The sequence below is a fragment of the Pseudomonas protegens genome, assembly GCF_013407925.2.
Lineage (GTDB): Bacteria > Pseudomonadota > Gammaproteobacteria > Pseudomonadales > Pseudomonadaceae > Aquipseudomonas > Aquipseudomonas fluorescens_AP.
Genome location: NZ_CP060201.1, coordinates 2,609,144 through 2,628,736 on the forward strand (window position 1 = coordinate 2,609,144; position 19,593 = coordinate 2,628,736).

Annotated in this window: 18 protein-coding genes; 3 read left to right on the forward strand and 15 right to left on the reverse strand. The window is 62.2% G+C overall.

The features are described 5' to 3' along the window. Positions 1–19 precede the first annotated feature (19 nt). The 11 genes from GGI48_RS12120 to GGI48_RS12170 form a co-directional block, all read right to left on the reverse strand. Positions 20–1,312 carry an adenylosuccinate synthase gene (locus GGI48_RS12120; RefSeq protein ID WP_016965259.1) on the reverse strand — a complete coding sequence of 431 codons (1,293 nt, stop codon included), beginning with the start codon at positions 1,310–1,312 and terminating at the stop codon, positions 20–22. A gap of 54 nt (positions 1,313–1,366) precedes the next feature. Next, positions 1,367–2,554 (reverse strand): ATP phosphoribosyltransferase regulatory subunit, encoded by a 1,188-nt coding sequence (locus GGI48_RS12125; protein WP_016965258.1) that lies wholly within the window; start codon positions 2,552–2,554, stop codon positions 1,367–1,369. A gap of 292 nt (positions 2,555–2,846) precedes the next feature. Beyond that, positions 2,847–3,716, reverse strand: a complete 870-nt coding sequence (gene hflC, locus GGI48_RS12130) for a protease modulator HflC (protein WP_016965257.1) — start codon at positions 3,714–3,716, stop codon at positions 2,847–2,849. Next, complete coding sequence (hflK, locus tag GGI48_RS12135; protein ID WP_179598479.1) at positions 3,716–4,894, reverse strand: FtsH protease activity modulator HflK; 1,179 nt, start codon at positions 4,892–4,894, stop codon at positions 3,716–3,718. The genes hflC and hflK overlap by 1 nt, the downstream gene beginning before the upstream one ends. Before the next feature lie 96 nt (positions 4,895–4,990). Beyond that, complete coding sequence (hflX, locus tag GGI48_RS12140; protein ID WP_016965255.1) at positions 4,991–6,292, reverse strand: ribosome rescue GTPase HflX; 1,302 nt, start codon at positions 6,290–6,292, stop codon at positions 4,991–4,993. 12 nt (positions 6,293–6,304) lie between these two features. Then, on the reverse strand, positions 6,305–6,565 hold the full coding sequence (hfq, locus tag GGI48_RS12145) for an RNA chaperone Hfq (RefSeq protein ID WP_007921378.1): 261 nt from the start codon (positions 6,563–6,565) through the stop codon (positions 6,305–6,307). A 92-nt stretch (positions 6,566–6,657) separates the two neighbouring features. Then, positions 6,658–7,629 carry a tRNA (adenosine(37)-N6)-dimethylallyltransferase MiaA gene (gene miaA, locus GGI48_RS12150; protein WP_016965254.1) on the reverse strand — a complete coding sequence of 324 codons (972 nt, stop codon included), beginning with the start codon at positions 7,627–7,629 and terminating at the stop codon, positions 6,658–6,660. Then, positions 7,629–9,539, reverse strand: coding sequence for a DNA mismatch repair endonuclease MutL (gene mutL / locus GGI48_RS12155; RefSeq protein ID WP_179598481.1), 1,911 nt, complete (start codon positions 9,537–9,539; stop codon positions 7,629–7,631). The genes miaA and mutL overlap by 1 nt, the downstream gene beginning before the upstream one ends. Next, positions 9,536–10,963, reverse strand: a complete 1,428-nt coding sequence (locus tag GGI48_RS12160; protein WP_197662855.1) for an N-acetylmuramoyl-L-alanine amidase — start codon at positions 10,961–10,963, stop codon at positions 9,536–9,538. The genes mutL and GGI48_RS12160 overlap by 4 nt, the downstream gene beginning before the upstream one ends. Before the next feature lie 3 nt (positions 10,964–10,966). Further along, positions 10,967–11,437 (reverse strand): tRNA (adenosine(37)-N6)-threonylcarbamoyltransferase complex ATPase subunit type 1 TsaE, encoded by a 471-nt coding sequence (gene tsaE, locus GGI48_RS12165; RefSeq protein WP_016965251.1) that lies wholly within the window; start codon positions 11,435–11,437, stop codon positions 10,967–10,969. After that, positions 11,425–12,285, reverse strand: a complete 861-nt coding sequence (locus GGI48_RS12170) for an NAD(P)H-hydrate dehydratase (RefSeq protein ID WP_016965250.1) — start codon at positions 12,283–12,285, stop codon at positions 11,425–11,427. The genes tsaE and GGI48_RS12170 overlap by 13 nt, the downstream gene beginning before the upstream one ends. Before the next feature lie 63 nt (positions 12,286–12,348). On the opposite strand from GGI48_RS12170, the gene queG reads away from it, so the two are divergent. Further along, complete coding sequence (gene queG, locus GGI48_RS12175) at positions 12,349–13,428, forward strand: tRNA epoxyqueuosine(34) reductase QueG (protein WP_179598483.1); 1,080 nt, start codon at positions 12,349–12,351, stop codon at positions 13,426–13,428. On the opposite strand, the gene GGI48_RS12180 is transcribed toward queG, so the two are convergent. Together GGI48_RS12180 and orn are read right to left on the reverse strand one after the other, a co-directional pair. Next, a complete protein-coding gene (locus GGI48_RS12180; RefSeq protein WP_177435162.1) occupies positions 13,410–14,024 on the reverse strand; it encodes a trimeric intracellular cation channel family protein in 615 nt (204 codons plus the stop codon). The genes queG and GGI48_RS12180 overlap by 19 nt on opposite strands. Positions 14,025–14,141: 117 nt before the next feature. Further along, positions 14,142–14,684: an oligoribonuclease gene (orn, locus tag GGI48_RS12185; protein WP_011058931.1), complete on the reverse strand. Its 543-nt coding sequence runs from the start codon at positions 14,682–14,684 to the stop codon at positions 14,142–14,144. A 108-nt stretch (positions 14,685–14,792) separates the two neighbouring features. On the opposite strand from orn, the gene rsgA reads away from it, so the two are divergent. Continuing rightward, positions 14,793–15,824, forward strand: a complete 1,032-nt coding sequence (gene rsgA, locus GGI48_RS12190) for a small ribosomal subunit biogenesis GTPase RsgA (RefSeq protein WP_016965247.1) — start codon at positions 14,793–14,795, stop codon at positions 15,822–15,824. A 52-nt stretch (positions 15,825–15,876) separates the two neighbouring features. Here the strand turns inward: rsgA and motB are convergent, their stop codons facing one another. Continuing rightward, a complete protein-coding gene (gene motB / locus GGI48_RS12195; RefSeq protein WP_016965246.1) occupies positions 15,877–16,992 on the reverse strand; it encodes a flagellar motor protein MotB in 1,116 nt (371 codons plus the stop codon). A 3-nt stretch (positions 16,993–16,995) separates the two neighbouring features. Further along, positions 16,996–17,847: a flagellar motor stator protein MotA gene (gene motA / locus GGI48_RS12200; RefSeq protein WP_016965245.1), complete on the reverse strand. Its 852-nt coding sequence runs from the start codon at positions 17,845–17,847 to the stop codon at positions 16,996–16,998. 166 nt (positions 17,848–18,013) lie between these two features. Between motA and GGI48_RS12205 the strand changes: the two genes are divergently transcribed. Next, the gene (locus GGI48_RS12205; RefSeq protein ID WP_179598485.1) at positions 18,014–19,552 is read left to right on the forward strand and encodes an HDOD domain-containing protein; all 1,539 of its coding nucleotides are present in this window, start codon (positions 18,014–18,016) and stop codon (positions 19,550–19,552) included. Positions 19,553–19,593: the final 41 nt, after the last annotated feature.

Consider the following 19,593-nt stretch of genomic DNA (forward strand, 5'->3'; position numbering starts at 1 on the left):
TTTTTACATCAACGACTTATCAAGCGAACGGATGGCGCAGAACGATGGTTTCGTTGCGGTCCGGGCCCGTCGAAATAATGTCGATCGGCGCGCCGACCAACTCTTCGATGCGCTTGATGTAGGCCCGAGCAGCGGCAGGCAGCTCTTCCAGGGTCTTGGCACCCAGGGTCGATTCGCTCCAGCCCGGCATCTGCTCGTACACCGGCTCCAGGCCGATGTAGCTGTCGGCGTCGGTCGGCGCGTCGATGACTGCACCATCCTGGTTCTTGTAGCCGACACAGATGTTGATGGTTTCCAGGCCGTCCAGCACGTCCAGCTTGGTCAGGCACAGGCCCGAGATGCTGTTGACGTCGATGGCGCGACGCAGGATCACCGCGTCGAACCAGCCGCAACGACGGGCACGACCGGTTGTTGCGCCGAACTCGTGACCACGCTTGGCCAGGAACGCGCCGACGTCGTCGAACAGCTCAGTCGGGAAAGGACCGGAACCCACGCGCGTGGTGTAGGCCTTGGTGATGCCCAGGATGTAGTCCAGGTACATCGGGCCCACGCCCGAACCGGTGGCGATGCCGCCGGCGGTGGTGTTGGAGCTGGTGACGTAGGGGTAGGTACCGTGGTCGATGTCCAGCAGCGAACCCTGGGCGCCTTCGAACATGATGTCCTTGCCGGCGCGACGCAGCTGGTGCAGCTCGGCGGTCACGTCGAGCATCATCGGCTTGAGCAGCTCGGCGTATTCCATGCACTCGTCCAGCGTCTTCTGGAAGTCGATGGCCGGCTCTTTGTAGTAATTCACCAGGACGAAGTTGTGGTAGTCCAGCAACTCGCCCAGCTTGGCGGCGAAACGCTCACGGTGGAACAGATCACCGATGCGCAGACCGCGACGAGCAACCTTGTCTTCGTAAGCCGGGCCGATGCCGCGACCGGTGGTACCGATCTTCTGCTCACCACGGGCCTTCTCGCGAGCCTGGTCCAGGGCCACGTGGTAGGACAGGATCAGCGGGCAGGAAGGGCTGATGCGCAGGCGCTCGCGCACCGGTACGCCTTTCTCTTCCAGCTTGACGATTTCACGCATCAAGGCGTCCGGTGCTACCACTACGCCGTTACCGATCAGGCACTGCACGCCTTCGCGCAGCACGCCGGACGGAATCAGGTGCAGCACGGTCTTCTCACCGTCGATCACCAGGGTGTGGCCAGCGTTGTGGCCACCTTGGTAGCGCACTACGGCGGCGGCATGTTCGGTCAGCAGATCAACGATCTTGCCTTTGCCCTCATCACCCCACTGGGTGCCCAGGACTACGACATTCTTACCCATAACACTTGTCCTCATTCGCGCAAACTTGGTGCCGGCAGCCGCCGGCAGGAAAACTCAAGAAGCCAGCGGCAATACTTGCCAAAGCCCATTCTGCTGAATCAATTGCCGGTCGCAGTCCGCTTCACGGGCGGCGGCCAAAGGTTGTCCAGGCAACGCCTGAACCACACGCTGACCCTCACTGCGCAACTGGCAGACGGTCTGCCAGAGTGCCGCGTCAGTGCTGTCCGGCATCCAGATACCGCCGGACGGTAGCTCGACTTCAGCACGCCCCAGGGTCACCAGGGTTTTCAAATCGGTGGAGAAACCGGTCGCCGGACGGGCACGCCCGAAGTCCGCGCCGATGTCATCGTAACGACCGCCCTGGGCAATGGATTGACCCACGCCCGGCACGAAAACCGCGAACACCACACCAGTGTGATAGTGATAGCCACGCAGCTCGCCCAAGTCGAAGTACAACGGCAAGTCCGGGAAACGCACCGACAAGCGCTCGGCGATCGTCAGCAACTCATCCAGCGCCAACAGCACCGAAGTCGGTGCGCCAGCCAGGCGACGGCGAGCATCACTCAGGACCTCACGACTGCCGCACAACTCCACCAGGGAGCGCAGCATGTCGGCCAGATCGGCCGGTAGGCCCTGGGTCAGGCTGATGACTTCATCGATCGCCTTGCGCTGCAGGGCATCGAACAATTGTTGCTCCACGGCACCGGACAGGCCGGCAGCCTGGGCCAGGCCGCGGTAGATGCCCACATGCCCCAGATCCATGTGCACATCCGGCACATCGGCCAGTTGCAGCATGGCCAGCATCAGGCTGATGACTTCGACGTCACTGCTCGGGCTGGCATCGCCATACAACTCGGCGCCCAGCTGGATCGGGCTGCGCGAGGACGACAAGGCTCGGGGCTGCGCATGCAGCACGCTGCCGGCATAGCACAGGCGGCTCGGCCCTTCGCGGCGCAGAGTGTGAGCATCGATACGCGCCACCTGCGGCGTGATGTCGGCCCGGAAACCCATCTGCCGGCCCGACTGCGGGTCGATGACCTTGAAGGTGCGCAGATCCAGGTCCTGGCCGGCGCCCGTCAGCAGGGATTCCAGGTATTCGATATGGGGAGTAACGACGAACTCGTAACCCCAGCTCTGAAACAGATCCAACACCTGACGACGCGCTACTTCGATGCGCGCCGCTTCCGGCGGCAATACTTCTTCGATGCCATCTGGCAGCAGCCAGCGGTCTACCGTTGCCATTACGCCATTCCCCTATGGTCCGGGCGGCAAGCCTGGGGCCAGCCTTAGAGTGAAGCAGAAAACAGTCGTATCCGACGCGAGCTCAGCCGGACAGGCAGCCAGGAATCAGCTGTACAGACCATTTTCCTCGAAAAATCTCACCGGGCTCTTGAACGAGCCACGGCCAATCAAAGATGCAGACGCAAAAAAGCCGGGAATTTCCCGGCTGCCGCATCATACACCCGTTTTCCCAAAGGATCACCCCGCGAGGCATTTTAGCCGCCCGGCGGGGTGTTCCCGGATCAGGGCCTGATCAAGGCTTGGACTTTTCCAGGTAGTGGAAAAAGTCGCTGCTTGGGTCCAGAACCATGACGTCGGATTTGTTCGCGAAGCTTTCACGGTAGGCACGCAGGCTACGATAGAACGCGTAGAACTCCTGATCCTGACCGTAGGCCTTGGCATAGATCGCCGCTGCCTGGGCATCGCCATCACCGCGCACTTCTTCAGACTCGCGATAGGCTTCAGCCAGCAACACACGACGCTGACGATCCGCGTCGGCACGAATGCCTTCCGCCAGCTCGTTACCCTTGGCCCGGTGCTCACGAGCTTCACGCTCACGCTCGGTGCTCATGCGCTCGAACACGCTGCGGTTCACTTCCTTCGGCAGATCGATCGCCTTGACCCGGACATCGACCACTTCGATACCCAGTTCCTTCTCGGCCATCTTGTTCAGCGAAGCGGTGATATCCGCCATCAGCGCGTCACGCTCGCCGGAAACCACTTCATGCAGGGTGCGCTTACCAAACTGGTCACGCAGGCCCGATTCCAGACGACGGGACAGACGCTCGTCGGCGATCTGCTTGAGGCCGGAAGTAGCGGTGTAGAAGCGCTCGGCATCCTTCACGCGCCACTTGGCATAGGCATCCACCATCACGGCTTTCTTTTCCAGAGTCAGGAAGCGCTGCGTCGGTGCATCCAGAGTCATCAGGCGCGCGTCGAACTTCCGCACCTGGTTCACATAGGGCACTTTCACATGCAGGCCAGGCTGGACATCGGCCTGGACCACACGACCGAACTGCAGCAACACCGCGCGCTCGGTCTGAGCGACGATGTAGAAGCTGTTCCAGGCAACCACCGCCACGACAACGCCCACGATCAGGGCGATCAGCGATTTATTGCTCATCAGCGACTCTCCCTAGAACGCGTCTGCTGCTGTTGCTGCATATGATCAGCCGCAGCGCGCGCATTCGCTTCATTGCTGGCCGCAGCAGCCGAGCCCGTTACCGGAGCAGCGCCGCTACGACCACTGTCGATCATCTTGTCCAGCGGCAGGTAGAGCAGGTTGTTCTGCCCACCCTTGCTGCCGGTCACCAACACCTTGCTGGTGTTGCTGAAAACTTCCTGCATGGTGTCCAGGTACAGGCGCTGACGTGTGACTTCAGGCGCCTTGCGGTACTCGGCGACCAGCTTGGTGAAGCGATCCGCCTCACCCTTGGCCCGAGAAACCACTTCGTCGCGATAACCGTTGGCATCCTCGAGGATGCGCTGAGCCTGACCACGCGCCTCCGGCACGACGCCGTTGGCATAGGTTTCAGCCTGGTTGCGCGAGCGCTGTTCATCTTCACGGGCGCGGATCACGTCGTCGAAGGCTTCCTGCACTTCACGCGGTGCAGCTGCGCTCTGTACGTTCACCTGAGTCACGGTGATACCGGTGCGGTAGTTGTCGAGGAAACGTTGCAGACGCTCCTTGATCTCACTGGCCATCAATTCACGGCCTTCAGTCAGCACCTGGTCCATGGCGGTGGAACCCACCACATGGCGCAGGGCGCTGTCGGTCGCATGCTGCAGGCTGATTTCCGGCTGATCAACGTTCAGCACGAAGTCCTGCAGGTTGCTGATCTTGTACTGCACGGTCAGTGGCACTTCGACGATGTTCTCGTCCTCGGTGAGCATCTGCCCCTGCTTGGTGTAGGCACGCTCGCGCGTGACGTTTTCCATGTACTTGCGATCGATCGGCGGGAAGTAGATGTTCAGACCCGGGCCGACGGTTTCGTAGTATTTGCCGAAGCGCAGCACCACGGCCTGCTCCTGCTCGTCGACTACATAAACCGCGCTGTACAGCCACACGGCCGCCAGCACGACAAGACCAATACCCAGCAAGCCGAAACCACCGCCCTTGCCGGAGCTACCGCCGTCATCACCACGTTTCTTACCACCACCGAACAACCCGTTCAGGCTTTCCTGCAGCTTACGGAAGGCCTCGTCGAGATCTGGTGGCCCCTTGCGATCGCCATTATTGCGGCGCTTACCACCCCAAGGGTCCTGATTATTCGAGTTGCCACCCGGCTCATTCCAAGCCATAGCGCTCTCCATCTGATAAAGCAAAGACGCACCCACGGCGCGCCGACCAATGCTACAGAATGCCTGCTACAGCGGCACAACCGCTTGCCCAGGCTTTTATTGCAAAGTGTGTTGCTCGATGAATTCCGACGGCTGCCAACCTTCGCGACTGACCAGCCGATTCAACTCGGCCCGCGGCAGGCGAACGGCCAGCAAACTGACACCCTCGTCGTCGTGATCTTCTTTCTGCACAGCGTTCAACTGGAAAAACTGTGCTCGCAGTCGAGCAAAACGTTGAGGCAAGCGCAAGGTGCCCACGAACAAATCTTCGCCCAGCAGCTCCGCGATGGCCTGCTTGAGCAGATCCAGCCCCTGGCCGTCACGGGCCGACAACCAGACTCGCTGCGGCTTGCCGTCCGGATCGCGCTGGATCTGCGGCTCCACACCCTCGAGCAAATCGAGTTTGTTATAGACCTCCAGGATCGGCAAGTCTTGAGCCCCGATCTCGCCCAGCACCACCATCACCTGCTCGATCTGGGCAGTACGCTCGGGTTCATGCGCATCGATCACATGCAGCAGCAGGTCGGAGTTGCTGGACTCTTCGAGGGTAGCTCGAAACGCCTCCACCAGCTTGTGCGGCAGGTGACGAATGAATCCCACGGTATCGGCCAGCACAATCGGCCCTAGATCATCCAGCTCCAGGCGGCGCAAAGTCGGATCGAGGGTAGCGAACAACTGGTCGGCGGCGAACACATCGGAGGCGGTGACAGCATTGAACAACGTGGACTTGCCAGCGTTGGTATAGCCCACCAGCGACACCGAAGGAATGTCGGCACGCTTGCGGCCACGGCGGGCCTGCTCACGTTGACTGCGAACCTTTTCCAGGCGCGCCTTGATCTGCCGCAGACGCACTCGCAGCAGGCGCCGGTCGGTTTCCAACTGGGTTTCACCCGGACCACGCAGACCAATACCGCCTTTCTGCCGTTCAAGGTGAGTCCAGCCACGGACCAATCGCGTGCTCATGTGCTCAAGCTGGGCCAGTTCAACCTGGAGCTTGCCTTCATGGGTGCGCGCGCGCTGAGCGAAGATATCGAGAATCAGACCCGTGCGATCAATCACGCGACACTCGAATACACGTTCGAGGTTACGTTCCTGACTGGGCGTGAGGATGTGATTGAAAATCACCAGGTCTACCTGTTCGGCTTTGACCAGGTCGCGCAATTCCTCGACCTTGCCGCTGCCAACCAGGTATTTGGCGGTTGGCCGATGACGCGGCACGCTAACAAACGCGACGGTCTCGGCGCCGGCCGATAATGCCAGCTCCTGAAACTCCTGCGGATCTTCGCGCGCCTCAGGGTCCTGACCATCCAAGTGAACGAGAATGGCCCGTTCACCACCACCGTGGCGCTCAAAGAACAAAGGAGACTCCTATCAGGCGTTACCTGGCTCAGCGTCACCCTGTTCGGATTCGGATGCGCTAGGCAGACGAATTGGGCGAACCGGAACCACTGTAGAGATAGCGTGCTTGTAAACCATTTGGCTGACGGTGTTTTTCAGCAGGATGACGAACTGGTCAAAGGACTCGATCGTGCCTTGCAGTTTGATTCCGTTAACCAGATAGATGGATACCCCAACTTTCTCTTTACGCAATGTATTCAAGTAAGGGTCTTGTAGCGAATGCCCTTTTGACATGTGCCGCACTCCTTTAAGGATCAATAATAAAAATCGGAAAACAGATAGCTAAAACCGTCACACCCCCAAGGATAGACGGCAATTGCAAGGACTCAGCTCAATATGGAGATCGTCCCTAAGTATTTCAAGGCGCGTGGCAGATTGTCGCAATCCAGGCTGTCCAACCATTGCAGGTCAGCCCAACTGCGTAACCAGGTGAACTGCCGCTTCGCCAATTGGCGCGTGGCGATGATGCCCCGCTCCTGCATTTCGGCTGACGTCAGTTTGCCATCCAGGTAATCCCAGACTTGGCGGTAGCCCACAGCACGTATAGACGGTAACCCGGCGTGCAGGTCACTTCTGGAGCGCAGAGCTACGACCTCATCAATGAATCCCTGTTCCAACATTTGTGTGAATCTTTGTGCGATACGCTGATGCAGTACCTGACGATTCGCCGGAGCGATGGCCAGATTGGCGACAGTATAGGGCAATTGACCGCGTCCCGATGCGCCTGCTTCAGTACTTTGCGCCAATTGACGCTGACGATGAGCGGTCATCGTCAGGCCACTGACCCGATAGACTTCCAGCGCCCGCGTCAGACGCTGGGGATCATTGGGATGAATCCTGGCGGCCGACTCCGGATCCACCGCCGCCAACTGATCATGCAGCGCCTGCCAGCCCAGATGCTGGGCCTCTTGTTCAAGCTCGGCGCGCACCTGCGGGTCCGCCGGCGGCATGTCCGCCAAGCCTTCCAGCAGCGCCTTGTAGTACAGCATGGTGCCGCCCACCAACAGCGGAATCTTGCCCCGCGCGGTGATATCGGCCATGGCCGCCAGGGCATCGCTACGAAAATCCGCCGCTGAATAGCTTTCTGCGGGATCGAGAATGTCGATCAGCCGATGGGGATATTGCGCCAGCAATTCCCTGGAAGGCTTGGCGGTGCCGATGTCCATGCCGCGATAGACCAGCGCCGAGTCGACACTGATCAGCTCGCAAGGCAGCACCTTGCTCAGCTCGATGGCCAGGTCGGTCTTGCCCGCTGCGGTCGGGCCCATGAGGAAAATCGCAGGAGGAAGCTGAGTCATCAACGGCCGCGCAGAAAGAGTTTGTCCAAATCGTCCAGACCCAATTGGGTCCAGGTCGGTCGACCATGATTGCACTGGCCACTGCGCTCGGTATTTTCCATATCCCGCAGCAAGCCGTTCATTTCCGCAACAGCCAGACGCCGATTGGCGCGAATGGCACCGTGACAGGCCATGGTCCCCAGCAGCTCGTTGAGATGAGCCTGGATCCGGTCGCTGGTGCCGTATTCCATCAGATCGGCAAGCACATCGTGCACCAGGCGGTTGGCCTCGGCCTGCTTCAGCAGCGCCGGAATCTGCCGGATCGCCAGGGACTCGGGCCCCAGGCGTTGCAACTCAAAGCCCAGCCGCTGGAACCAGGCGGCATGCTCTTCCGCGCAATCGGCTTCACGCTGGCTGACAGCAATCGACTCCGGCACCAACAGCGGCTGGCCACTCAGGCCTTCGCTGGCCATGGCCACCTTCAAGCGCTCGTACATGATCCGCTCATGGGCGGCGTGCATATCCACCAACACCAGGCCCAGCGCATTCTCCGCAAGGATATAGATGCCCTTGAGCTGGGCCAGGGCGTAGCCCAGAGGCGGAATGTCCTCCTGCCCTTCCGGCAGGGCGGTAGCCGCCGCTCCCGGCAACGGGGCAAAGAATTCACGATAGACGCCTTGTGCTTCCGCCGCCGGCAACACCGGCTGGGGACGCGGCGTGTACTGGTACTGATAGCCGTTGCCAGCCGCGGAACCCGGAGCGCTGTAACCCGGTTCGGACTGAGGCTGTTCCAGGGCCAGGTTCGCAGCCAGGCGCATCTCGCCTTGCGGCCCGAACTCACCGGCCTCGATACCGCTCGGGCGCACGATACCGGCCACCGCTGCCGGCGCCGCCAGCTGGTCTTCGGGGCGCACATCTCCCAGGGCCCGGTGCAAAGTGCCATACAGGAAGTCGTGGACCATGCGCCCATCGCGAAAGCGCACTTCGTGCTTGGTCGGGTGCACATTGACGTCGACCGCCGACGGATCGACCTCGAAAAACAGCACAAACGTCGGATGCCGACCGTTGAACAGCACATCGCGATAAGCCTGGCGAACCGCGTGGGCCACCAGTTTGTCCCGCACCGCACGGCCGTTGACGTAGAAATACTGCAAGTCCGCCTGGCTGCGGGAGAACGTCGGCAACCCCACCCAGCCCCATAGATGCAGGCCATTGCGCTCCACCGCGATGGGCAGCGCCTGCTCCAGGAAGCCCGAACCGCACACCGCCGCCACCCGCCGGGCACGAGCCGCGTCGTCCTTGGCTTCGTGCAGGCTGAGAATGCTTTTGCCGTTGTGGCGCAAGTGGAACGCCACATCGAAGCGCGCCAGGGCCAGGCGCTTGATCACCTCCTGCAGGTGATCGAACTCGGTTTTCTCGGCCTTGAGGAACTTGCGTCGGGCCGGTGTATTGAAGAACAGGTCGCGCACCTCCACCGAAGTACCCACCGGATGGGCCGCCGGCTGAACCCTCGGTGCCATGTCCCGACCTTCGGTTTCCACTTGCCAGGCCTGCTCGGCATCCCGGGTCCGCGAGGTCAGGGTCAGCCGCGCCACGGAACTGATGGAGGCCAGGGCCTCACCGCGAAAGCCCAGGCTCATCACCCGTTCCAGGTCTTCCAGGTCACGGATCTTGCTGGTGGCGTGTCGCGCCAGAGCCAACGGCAGGTCGTCGGAGGAAATGCCGCTGCCGTCATCACGAACCCGCAACAGCTTGACCCCGGCCTGCTCGACATCCACATCGATGCGTTTGGCGCCCGAATCCAGGCTGTTTTCCAACAGTTCCTTGATCACCGAGGCTGGACGCTCAACAACCTCACCCGCCGCAATCTGGTTGGCCAGCCGCGGACTGAGCAGCTCGATGCGCGCGCCGCTGATTACCGTATCACTCATTCCTTGGCCGCCAATTCTGTACCGGGGATGGTCAGGACCTGCCCCACTTTCAACTCATCGCTTTTCAGATTGTTGGCACTGCGCAGGGTGGCCGCCGACACCTGATAGCGCACGGCGATCATGGCCAGGGTTTCCCCCGGGTTGACCCGGTGATCACGCGGTCCCTGGGCGATCTTGCCGGAGTCCCGCAGCCAGGCGATGTAAGTGCCCGGTGGCGGATTCTGCTGGAAGAACTGCCGCACACCGCTGCTGATGGAACGCGCCAGGGCCTGTTGATGACTGGCCGTGGCCAGCTTCGAGGCCTCGTTGGAGTTGGAGATGAAGCCGGTTTCCACCAGGATCGATGGGATATCCGGCGACTTGAGCACCATGAACCCGGCCTGCTCCACCCGCTGCTTGTGCAACGGCGTGACCCGGCCAATGTTGTTCAACACTTTCTGCCCGACATTCAAACTCGAAGTCAGCGATGCGGTCATCGACAGGTCCAGCAGCACCCCGGCCAGCATCCGGTCCTTGTCATCGAGACTGACGTTGCCAGCCCCGCCGATCAGGTCGGAACGGTTTTCACTGTCCGCCAGCCAGCGGGCGGTTTCCGAGGTGGCGCCGCGTTCGGACAAGGCGAACACCGAAGCACCAAAGGCGGCAGCCGAAGGCGCGGCGTCGGCGTGGATCGAGACGAACAGGTCGGCGCCTTTCTTCCGCGCGATCTCGGTACGACCACGCAGCGGAATGAAGTAGTCGCCGGTCCGGGTCAGCTCGGCGCGGAACCCCTTGAGGCCATTGACCTGGCGCTGCAACTCGCGGGCGATGGCCAGCACCACATCCTTCTCGTGCTGGCCACGAGAGCCGGATGCGCCCGGGTCTTCACCGCCGTGACCGGCATCGATCACCACGATGATGTCGCGCTTGCCAGCCGGGGCCGGAGGCAGCTTGATCGCCGGTTCAGCAGGCGTGACAGGCACGGCGGGCACAGTGGTCACTGTCGGTGGCGGGGCCGCAGGCGGCGCCGCATCGGATGGATTGTCGAACAGATCGACCACCAGGCGATTGCCGTACTGCGCGTTGGGCGCCAGGGTGAAGCTTTTCGGCGTGACGGCCTTTTTCAGGTCGATGACCACCCGCAAATCGCTAGGGGTGCGCTGCGCCGAGCGCATCGCGGTAATGGGGGTGTTGGCCGTGGCGACGTTCAGCGGGCCGCCGAGGGTCGCACCATTGATATCGATGACCAGACGATCCGGGGCCGTCAGGGTGAAGACGCTGTGCTGAACGGGGCCGGACAGGTCGAAGACCAGTCGCGTGTTATCCGGTGCCCGCCACAGGCGGACGCTGCGAACCTGTGTAGCGGCCACAGCATCGACGGCCAATGCCGTAAGCAACAGTCCTACGACAGCAACCAACGCGCGAATGCGCATACCTAACCCCATCAATTATTTGAATTCCAACGCCAAAGCGGCACACCAGGACTCGCCTCGCGAGCCTTGAGACAACAGATGCACAGAACGCCCATTGTGATGCGGGGTAATGGTAATGGTCAGGTCAGGCTTTGGCAAAAAGCCTGCACCCTTCTGGGGCCACTCCAAAAGGCACAGCGCATCGCCTTCGAAGTAGTCGCGGATGCCCAAAAATTCCAGTTCTTCGGGGTCCACCAAACGATACAGATCGAAGTGAAAGGCCCTCACCGCACCTATCTCGTAAGGCTCCACCAGGGTGAAGGTCGGACTCTTCACCGCCCCTGCATGCCCCAGCCCGCGGATGATCCCTCGGGACAAGGTGGTTTTGCCCGCCCCCAGGTCGCCCTCGAGAAAAATCACCCCCACCCCCTGGGTGACCTGAGCAATGCGTGCACCAAATTCCACCATGGCCTGCTCGTCGGCCAGATAAAGGGTTAACTCAGACACGGTGATTGCTCCTCCAACAACTGACGAATGGCTGGAATCAGATCACTGGCCGCCAGCCCACGGCCCAATTTGCCTTGTCGCTCGCCGGCGCTGGCATGCAGCCAGACACCCAGGCAAGCCGCATCGAACGCCGACATGCCCTGGGCCAGCAACGCACCGATCAACCCCGCGAGCACATCCCCCAGCCCCGCAGTCGCCATCGCCGGGTGCCCGGCATCACAGCGCGCCACTCGCCCATCGGGAGCGGCGATCAAGCTGCCGGCGCCCTTGAGCACCGCAACCGCCGCATATTTTGCACTCAAGGCCCGGGCCGCCGCCGGCCGATCGGCCTGAACCGCCGCATTGGTCAGGCCCAGCAGACGGGCCGCCTCACCAGGATGGGGGGTGATCACACTGTCGACCGGCAGTTGCAGCTCACCCTGCGCCAACAGGTTCAACGCATCGGCATCCCAGACTTGAGGCAAGGGTGCGTTGGCCGCTGCGGATAACAGGCTGCGCCCCCATGCTCCCTGGCCCAGGCCTGGACCGACCACCAATACAGAGGCCCTGGCCAGCAGTCCCATCAGCTGGTTGGCCGAATGGGTCGCCTGGGTCATGACTTCCGGTAGCCGCGCAACCGCCGCCGCCACGTGCTCGCTACGAGTCGCCAGGGAAACCAGCCCCGCGCCACTGCGCAAGGCGCTTTCCGCGCTCAACAACGCGGCACCGGCGAAGCCGCGGTCGCCGCCGATCAGCAACAGATGGCCGAACTGCCCCTTATGGGCATCCACAGGCCGGCCGCTCAGGCGCGGCAGATGACCGCCAGTCAGCAACTGAACCTCAGGTAATGGGTGTTTTGTCTGCGGCATGCGTCTTAGGGCTCCGATGTCTGGCAGAATTATACGCACCTCAGCCCCGGTTTCTCTCGCCTCATGCCCGCTATTACCCAGGATCTTCCCGCTCTCGCCCAATCGATCAAGGACTGGGGCCGCGAACTGGGCTTTCAGCAAGTCGGCATCAGCGGCCTGGACCTGGCCGAGCATGAACAGCACCTGGAGCGCTGGCTCGCCGCCGGCTACCACGGCGAGATGGACTACATGGGCGCCCACGGCAGCAAGCGCTCCCATCCCGAGCAACTGGTGCCCGGCACCCTGCGCGTGGTGTCGCTGCGCATGGACTACCTGCCCGGCGACACCCAGATGGCCCAGCGCCTGGCCCAGCCCTCCAAGGCCTATGTTTCGCGCTACGCACTGGGCCGCGACTATCACAAGCTGATCCGCAAGCGCGTGCAGCAACTGGCCGAGCGCATCCAGCAAGCCATCGGCCCGTTCGGCTATCGCGCCTTCGTCGACAGCGCCCCGGTGCTGGAGAAAGCCATCGCCGAACAGGCCGGGCTCGGCTGGATCGGCAAGAACACCCTGGTGCTCAACCGCAAGGCCGGCAGCTACTTCTTCCTCAGCGAGCTGTTCGTCGACCTGCCGCTACCGGTGGACGAACCCCACGCCAGCGAGCATTGCGGACGTTGCACCGCCTGCCTGGACATCTGCCCGACCAATGCCTTCGTCGGTCCCTACGTGCTGGATGCGCGGCGCTGCATTTCCTACCTGACCATCGAACTGAAAAACGCCATCCCCGAAGAGCTGCGCCCGCTCATCGGCAATCGGGTATTCGGCTGCGACGACTGCCAGATCGTCTGTCCCTGGAACCGCTTCGCCCGACCCTCGGCAGAAGGCGACTTCAAGCCCCGGCATAACCTGGACAACGCCGAACTGGCCGAGCTGTTCATGTGGGACGAGGACAAGTTCCTCAGCAGCACCGAGGGCTCGCCCCTGCGCCGCGCCGGTTACGAGCGCTGGCTACGCAACCTGGCCGTGGGCCTGGGCAACGCACCGTCGAGCATTCCCGTGCTGGAAGCGCTCAAGGCCCGCCAGGACTACCCGTCGGAGCTGGTGCGCGAACATGTGCAGTGGGCCCTGGCCCAGCACGCCCAGCGTCAGTGCTCGTCGTTGTAGACGAACTTGGGCATTTCCCAGTGAAAGCGGATCGCCAGCAGGCGCAATAGAAAGCCGCCGAACAGGGTGATCAGGATCGACTGCTCGCTCGGCAACTGCAGATAAATGCACAGCATGTAGCACCAGGCCGCGGCGAAAGACACGCTGGCGTACAGCTCGCGACGAAAGATCAACGGGATGTCGTTGCAGAAGATATCCCGAAGGATGCCGCCAAACACTCCGGTGATGACCCCACTGACCGAGGCCACCAGCATGCCGTGGCCCATTTCCAGGGCGGTCATGCAGCCGATCAGGGTAAAGGCCACCAGGCCCACGGCGTCGAGCACCAGAAACAGCGAACGCAGGTGACGCATCAATGGCGCGATAAAGATCGTCACCAATGCCGCCACCGAGGTCAGCACCAGGTACTCCGGGTGCTTGACCCAGGTCAGCGGGTAATGGCCGAGCAACATGTCGCGCACCGAACCACCACCCAGCGCGGTGACGCAGGCGATCAGCACCACGCCGAACCAGTCCATGCCACGGCGGCCGGCAGACAGGGCACCGGTCATGGCTTCGGCGGTAATGGCGATCAGATAAAGCATCAACAACATGATGGCGGTCCTTACAAGAAGGCGCGCAGTCTACTCAGTTGAAGCGAGCACCAAAAGAGGGCGGGAGCGGGCGCCAAATAGCATCGCGCCCCCGTTCGCCGACCAGCCGGCTGCTGAAGATCAAAACTTGATGAAGTGCTTGCGGTAGTGCTGAAGCTCGGCAATGGACTCGCGGATGTCGTCCAGGGCCAGGTGGGTGCTGCCTTTCTTGAAGCTGTCGCGCACATCCGGGGCCCAGCGCGCAGCCAACTCCTTGAGGGTCGAGACATCCAGGTTGCGGTAGTGGAAGTAGCTCTCTAGGGCCTTCATGTGGCGATAGAGGAAACGCCGGTCCTGGCAGATGCTGTTGCCACAGATCGGCGACTTGCCCTTCGGCACCCATTGCTCAAGGAAGGCAATGGTCTGGGCTTCGGCTTCGGCCATGCTGATGCGGCTCTCGCGCACCCGCTGGGTCAGGCCGGAACCACCGTGCTGGCGAGTGTTCCACTCGTCCATGCCGGCGAGAATCTCGTCGCTCTGATGGATAGCGATGACCGGTCCTTCAGCCAAGGTGTTGAGGTTGCTGTCGGTGACAATGGTCGCCATCTCGATGATGACGTCGGTGTCGGGGTTCAGACCGGTCATTTCCAGATCGATCCAAATCAGGTTCTGCGGGTTTTGCATGGGAGGGCTCCTCGGCGTAGTTGCGCAGTTTAGCCTAGAGGACCCGCCCGGCGTGCTAAACTCGCCGCCGCTTTACCCAACCGCCGTAATTATCGACACGGAACACCAATGGCCAAACGCCAGCTCAATCGTCGCCAAAACTGGCGCATCGAAAAGATTCAGGGTGAGCGCGCCGCCCGCGCCGCCAAACGCGAGTCCTCTGCCGTAGAGGCGCTCGAAGGTGGCGACCTGGGCCCGGAACAGACCGGCCTGGTCATCGCCCACTTCGGCGTGCAGGTCGAGGTCGAAGCGCGCGAAGGCGAGCTGGCCGGCCAGGTATTCCGCTGCTATCTGCGGGCCAACCTGCCGGCATTGGTCACCGGTGATCAAGTGGTCTGGCGTGCCGGCAATCAGGGCATCGGCGTGATCGTCGCGCAACTGCCACGCAGCACCGAGCTGTGCCGTCCGGACAGCCGCGGCCAGCTCAAGCCGGTCGCCGCCAACGTCGACATGATCGTGATCGTGTTCGCGCCCATGCCCGAGCCCCACGCCAACCTCATCGACCGCTATCTGGTGGCTGCCGAGCACGCCGGCATCCGCCCGTTGCTGCTACTGAACAAGGCCGACCTGATCGACGAGCAGAACGCCCCGGCGCTCAATGCCTTGCTGGCGGTCTATCGCCAGTTGGGCTATCCGCTGCTGGAAGTCTCGGCGCACCACGGCGACGGCATGGAACAACTGCAAGCCCTGCTGGACGGCCGCATCAGCGTGTTCGTGGGCCAGTCTGGGGTGGGCAAGTCCTCCCTGGTCAACAGCCTGCTGCCGGAAGTCGAAACCCGGGTCGGGCCGCTGTCGGAGTTTTCCGGACAGGGCACCCATACCACCACCACCGCGCGCCTGTTCCACTTCCCCGGCGGCGGTGAACTGATCGACTCCCCGGGTATCCGCGAGTTTGGCCTGGGGCATGTCAGCCGCGCCGACGTCGAGGCCGGCTTCATCGAGTTCAACGACCTGCTGGGCACCTGCCGCTTCCGCGATTGCAAGCACGACCGCGAACCGGGCTGCGCCCTGCTCAAGGCCCTGGAAGACGGGCGCATCCAGCAACAACGGATGAACAGCTACCGCTCGATTCTCGCCAGCCTGCCCGACAGCAGCTACTGAACCCTCTGCTCCAGACACCAAAAGGCCGCGAAGATCGCGGCCTTTTCGTGTCTTACCTGGCGCTGCCCGGTGTGGCCGGAGGCGCCGGTGTTGCTGGGGGCGCCGCTGGCTGGGGCGCCGGCGCCGCCGGCTTGCCAGCGGGAGCCTGACCTGCGGCACCCTGCTCATCCATCTTCAGCACACCGTCCTCAAAGATGTTCAGACGCTGGCGTACCTCGTGGGCCGGCAGCGGTTCGCTGCCCGGCGGCAAGGCGTGGGGGTCGGTCGGTACTTCTCCGGGAGCCCCGCTGCCCTGAGTCGGTGCCGGCGCCTGCGGATCGACCTGCTCGCCCTCGATGGCACGCTGGGCCTTCTTGGTCAGCACCACGATGTCGATCCGCCGGTTGACCGGATTGAGCGGGTTCTTGCGATCGAACAGCGCCGAGGAGGCAAAACCCACCACCCGAGCCACTTGCGGATCCGGATAACCACCGGCCACCAATGCCCGACGCGCAGCGTTGGCGCGGTTGGCGGACAGCTCCCAGTTGCCGAACTCGCCGCTACCGGCATAAGGCGTGGCGTCGGTGTGACCGCTGATGCTGATCTTGTTCGGCACCGCCTTGATGGTGTCGGCCATGGCCAGCAGGATGTCCTCGAAATACGGCTTCAAGCGCGCACTGCCGGAGTCGAACATTGGCCGGTTCTCGGCGTCCATGATCTGGATGCGCAGGCCATCCGGAGTGATCTCGAAAAGAATCTGGTCCTTGAACTTCTGCAACTGAGGATTCTCTTCGACCTTGTTCTGCAGCTCTTGCAGCAACAGTTCGAGACGCTCGCGCTCCACCTGCTCGGCCATGCCCTCCACTTGCTCGGCGTCCACCGTGACCTTGTCCGGCTGCGGCTGGGACTTGACCTCGGGGTTGAGGGTGTTTTCCGGCGCCAGCTGCGGCGAGCCGCCCAGGTCGATGATGTATGGCGTGCCGCTTTCCGAGAAGCCGATCGGGTCCTTGAAGTAACCGGCGATGGCGATCTTCTGCTCCGGGGTCGCGGTGGACAGCAGCCACAGCACCAGGAAGAACGCCATCATCGCCGTGGCGAAGTCGGCGAAGGCGATTTTCCAGGCGCCCCCGTGATGCCCGCCCGCAAAGCGCTTGACGCGCTTGATGATAATCGGCTGGTTATTTTCCATGACTTAGCGACCGCGAACCGCTTGTTCCAGCTCGGCGAAGCTAGGACGGTGGGCCGGATACAGGACCTTGCGCCCGAACTCCACCGCCAGCGAAGGCGGAACGCCGGAAGCGGAAGCTACCAGGGACGCCTTGATGGCTTCGTAGACATTGAGTTCTTCCTTGGCGTCGTGGGACAGCGAAGTCGCCAGAGGGCCGAAGAAACCATAGGCCGCCAGAATACCGAAGAAGGTACCTACCAGCGCCGCACCTACGTGCAGACCGATGGACTTCTGGTCGCCTTCGCCCAGGGACGCCATGGTCACCACGATACCCAGTACCGCCGCCACGATACCGAAGCCCGGCATGGCGTCGGCAACCCCGGTGACCGCGTGGGATGGGTGCTCAAGGTCTTCCTTGAGACTGAACAGCTCCATGTCGAACAGGCCTTCGAGCTCGTGGGGAGCCATGTTGCCGGAGGACATGATGCGCAGGTAGTCACAGATAAACGCCGTCATGCGTTCATCTTTGAGCACCGCCGGATACTTGGCGAAGATCGGACTGGCCGCGGCGTCTTCGATATCACCCTCGATCGCCATCATGCCTTCACGGCGGCTCTTGTTGAGGATCTCGTAGATCAGGCCCAGCACTTCCAGATAGAAGGTGTGGGTGAAACGCGAACTGAACATGCCCAGGGATTTTTTCACGACGTGCATCGTCATGTAGCCCGGGTTGGCCTGCAGGAATGCGCCGAAGGCTGCACCACCGATGATCATGACCTCGAAGGGTTGGATCAGAGCAGCGATTTTGCCGTGAGAGAGCACGTATCCGCCGAGCACGCTCGCGAATACGACGATGATGCCGATAATTTTAGCCATAGGTAGGAGAGTACTTATTGAGTCGGGTTCAAGGTCATATTCGGAAGTTCTTAAAACTCTTCTTCTACTTATCGGCAAAACTGCGCCAGACTATAGCCAGTTAAGGCGAAAAGCCAGTTTGGCCCGCTCTGGGCGTGTTCAAAGCAGACGATGATTGCGCCCAACCATGTCTAATGAAACCAACGTCCCACATTCCCCGCCGACCTCTCTGGACGCCTGGGTAAAGCTGCTTAATGGCGTGCGCTTGCCCGTGCCGCAAGCCAGCCATGATCGCGTGTGCAAAGCCATCGCCAACAACCGCAGCTCGCTGCGAGACATCGCCGATCTGATGCAAAACAGCCCTGCGCTGGCCCTGAGCGTGATCCGCGAAGCCAATCGGCATTCCCACGGCAGCATGAGCGAGCCGGCAGAAAACCTGGAGGTCGCGGTCAACCGCCTGGGCCTCAAGCGCACCGAAGAACTGCTGGAACAGTTGCCGACCCTGCCCGAGGAAAAGATCCCCCAGGAGCTGCGGCAACTGCAATTGATCAGCCAGCACGCCACCCAGCAAGCCAACGGCTTTTTTGCCGGGCGCCTGGCGCGGCTGTGGCAGGACATTCACTGGGGCAGCCTGCTGTTCCTCTCGCCACTGTGGGCCATGGCCCTGGTCTATCCCAAGCTCATGGAAGAGTGGGAGCTGCGGGTCATCTATAAGCAAGAGTCGGCGCGCAAGGTGGAAATGCAGCTGTTCGGCGTGCGACTGATGGAGCTGTGCCAGGCGCTGGTGCAGGTCTGGCACTTGCCGATCTGGGTGCAGCAGGGTTATCGCCTGCTGACCCGTGAACGGCGTCAACTGGCCAAGGTCATGCTGATCGCCCGGGACAACGAGCATCCCCTGCGCCAGCAGCAACGCCTGGACGCCGACCCGGACCTGCAACGCTGGCTGAACCAGCCGGCCAACTGCGTATTGCTGGCCAACGGCCTGGCCCTGGCGGCTCAACACTCCTGGAACAACCCCCACGGCCGACGCTGGCAGAACCTCACCGGCCTTTACCTGCAGATGCCGATCGCCCTGGTCCAGCAACAACTGCACCAGCAGGCCGCAACCAGCGCCCGCAATGACAGCCAGCCGGACCTCTGGCATCCAGCCCAGGCCCTGCTCTGGCCCTGGAACGCCCGCCGCCTGCACAGCGGCGAACAGCCCGCACCGGCGCCCACGGCCGAAGAACTGGCCAAGTGGCGCAAGGCCTGCAGCGAACTACTGCTCGAACAAAGCCCCTTTACCAATGCCGTGCATCTCACCAGTTTTGCCAGAGACGCCCTGGTGGCATGCGGCATGCGCCGGGTATTGCTGCTGATGGTCGATCGCAGCCTGAGTCATCTGCGGGTGCAACAGCTATATGGCCTGCCCAAAGAAGCTGCGGGGCTGACTCTGCAGACCAAGCAGAGCTCGCTGCTGCAGCGCTTGCTGGAGAAATCCGCCCAGGTACGCCTGACGCCGGCCAACAATGCACAGTATTCCTCGCACCTGCCGGGCCCCTTGCGCCAACTGTTCCGCGGCGAAAACCTGCTGCTGCGCTCACTGTCCTGCAATGGCCGGGTACTGATGCTGGTAATCGCCGACCAGGGCGGCGTGCCGTTCTCGGAAATCAGTGTCCAGGCATTCGGCAAGACCGCTCAGTGCATCGAAAAAGCCTTGCACAGCTTTACCAACCGCAGCCAATGACGCTTGCGCTACAATCCCACCCTTTGTGCCCTGGGGACCTC

Excerpts from the sequence above, each read along its gene's own strand:
- GGI48_RS12120 (WP_016965259.1), bottom strand. The coding sequence starts at position 1,312 with ATGGGTAAGAATGTCGTAGTCCTGGGCACCCAGTGGGGTGATGAGGGC.
- GGI48_RS12125 (WP_016965258.1), bottom strand. The coding sequence starts at position 2,554 with ATGGCAACGGTAGACCGCTGGCTGCTGCCAGATGGCATCGAAGAAGTA.
- hflC (WP_016965257.1), bottom strand. The coding sequence starts at position 3,716 with ATGAGCAATAAATCGCTGATCGCCCTGATCGTGGGCGTTGTCGTGGCG.
- hflK (WP_179598479.1), bottom strand. The coding sequence starts at position 4,894 with ATGGCTTGGAATGAGCCGGGTGGCAACTCGAATAATCAGGACCCTTGG.
- hfq (WP_007921378.1), bottom strand. The coding sequence starts at position 6,565 with ATGTCAAAAGGGCATTCGCTACAAGACCCTTACTTGAATACATTGCGT.
- miaA (WP_016965254.1), bottom strand. The coding sequence starts at position 7,629 with ATGACTCAGCTTCCTCCTGCGATTTTCCTCATGGGCCCGACCGCAGCG.
- mutL (WP_179598481.1), bottom strand. The coding sequence starts at position 9,539 with ATGAGTGATACGGTAATCAGCGGCGCGCGCATCGAGCTGCTCAGTCCG.
- GGI48_RS12160 (WP_197662855.1), bottom strand. The coding sequence starts at position 10,963 with ATGGGGTTAGGTATGCGCATTCGCGCGTTGGTTGCTGTCGTAGGACTG.
- GGI48_RS12170 (WP_016965250.1), bottom strand. The coding sequence starts at position 12,285 with ATGCCGCAGACAAAACACCCATTACCTGAGGTTCAGTTGCTGACTGGC.
- queG (WP_179598483.1), top strand. The coding sequence starts at position 12,349 with ATGCCCGCTATTACCCAGGATCTTCCCGCTCTCGCCCAATCGATCAAG.
- orn (WP_011058931.1), bottom strand. The coding sequence starts at position 14,684 with ATGCAAAACCCGCAGAACCTGATTTGGATCGATCTGGAAATGACCGGT.
- rsgA (WP_016965247.1), top strand. The coding sequence starts at position 14,793 with ATGGCCAAACGCCAGCTCAATCGTCGCCAAAACTGGCGCATCGAAAAG.
- motB (WP_016965246.1), bottom strand. The coding sequence starts at position 16,992 with ATGGAAAATAACCAGCCGATTATCATCAAGCGCGTCAAGCGCTTTGCG.
- motA (WP_016965245.1), bottom strand. The coding sequence starts at position 17,847 with ATGGCTAAAATTATCGGCATCATCGTCGTATTCGCGAGCGTGCTCGGC.
- GGI48_RS12205 (WP_179598485.1), top strand. The coding sequence starts at position 18,014 with ATGTCTAATGAAACCAACGTCCCACATTCCCCGCCGACCTCTCTGGAC.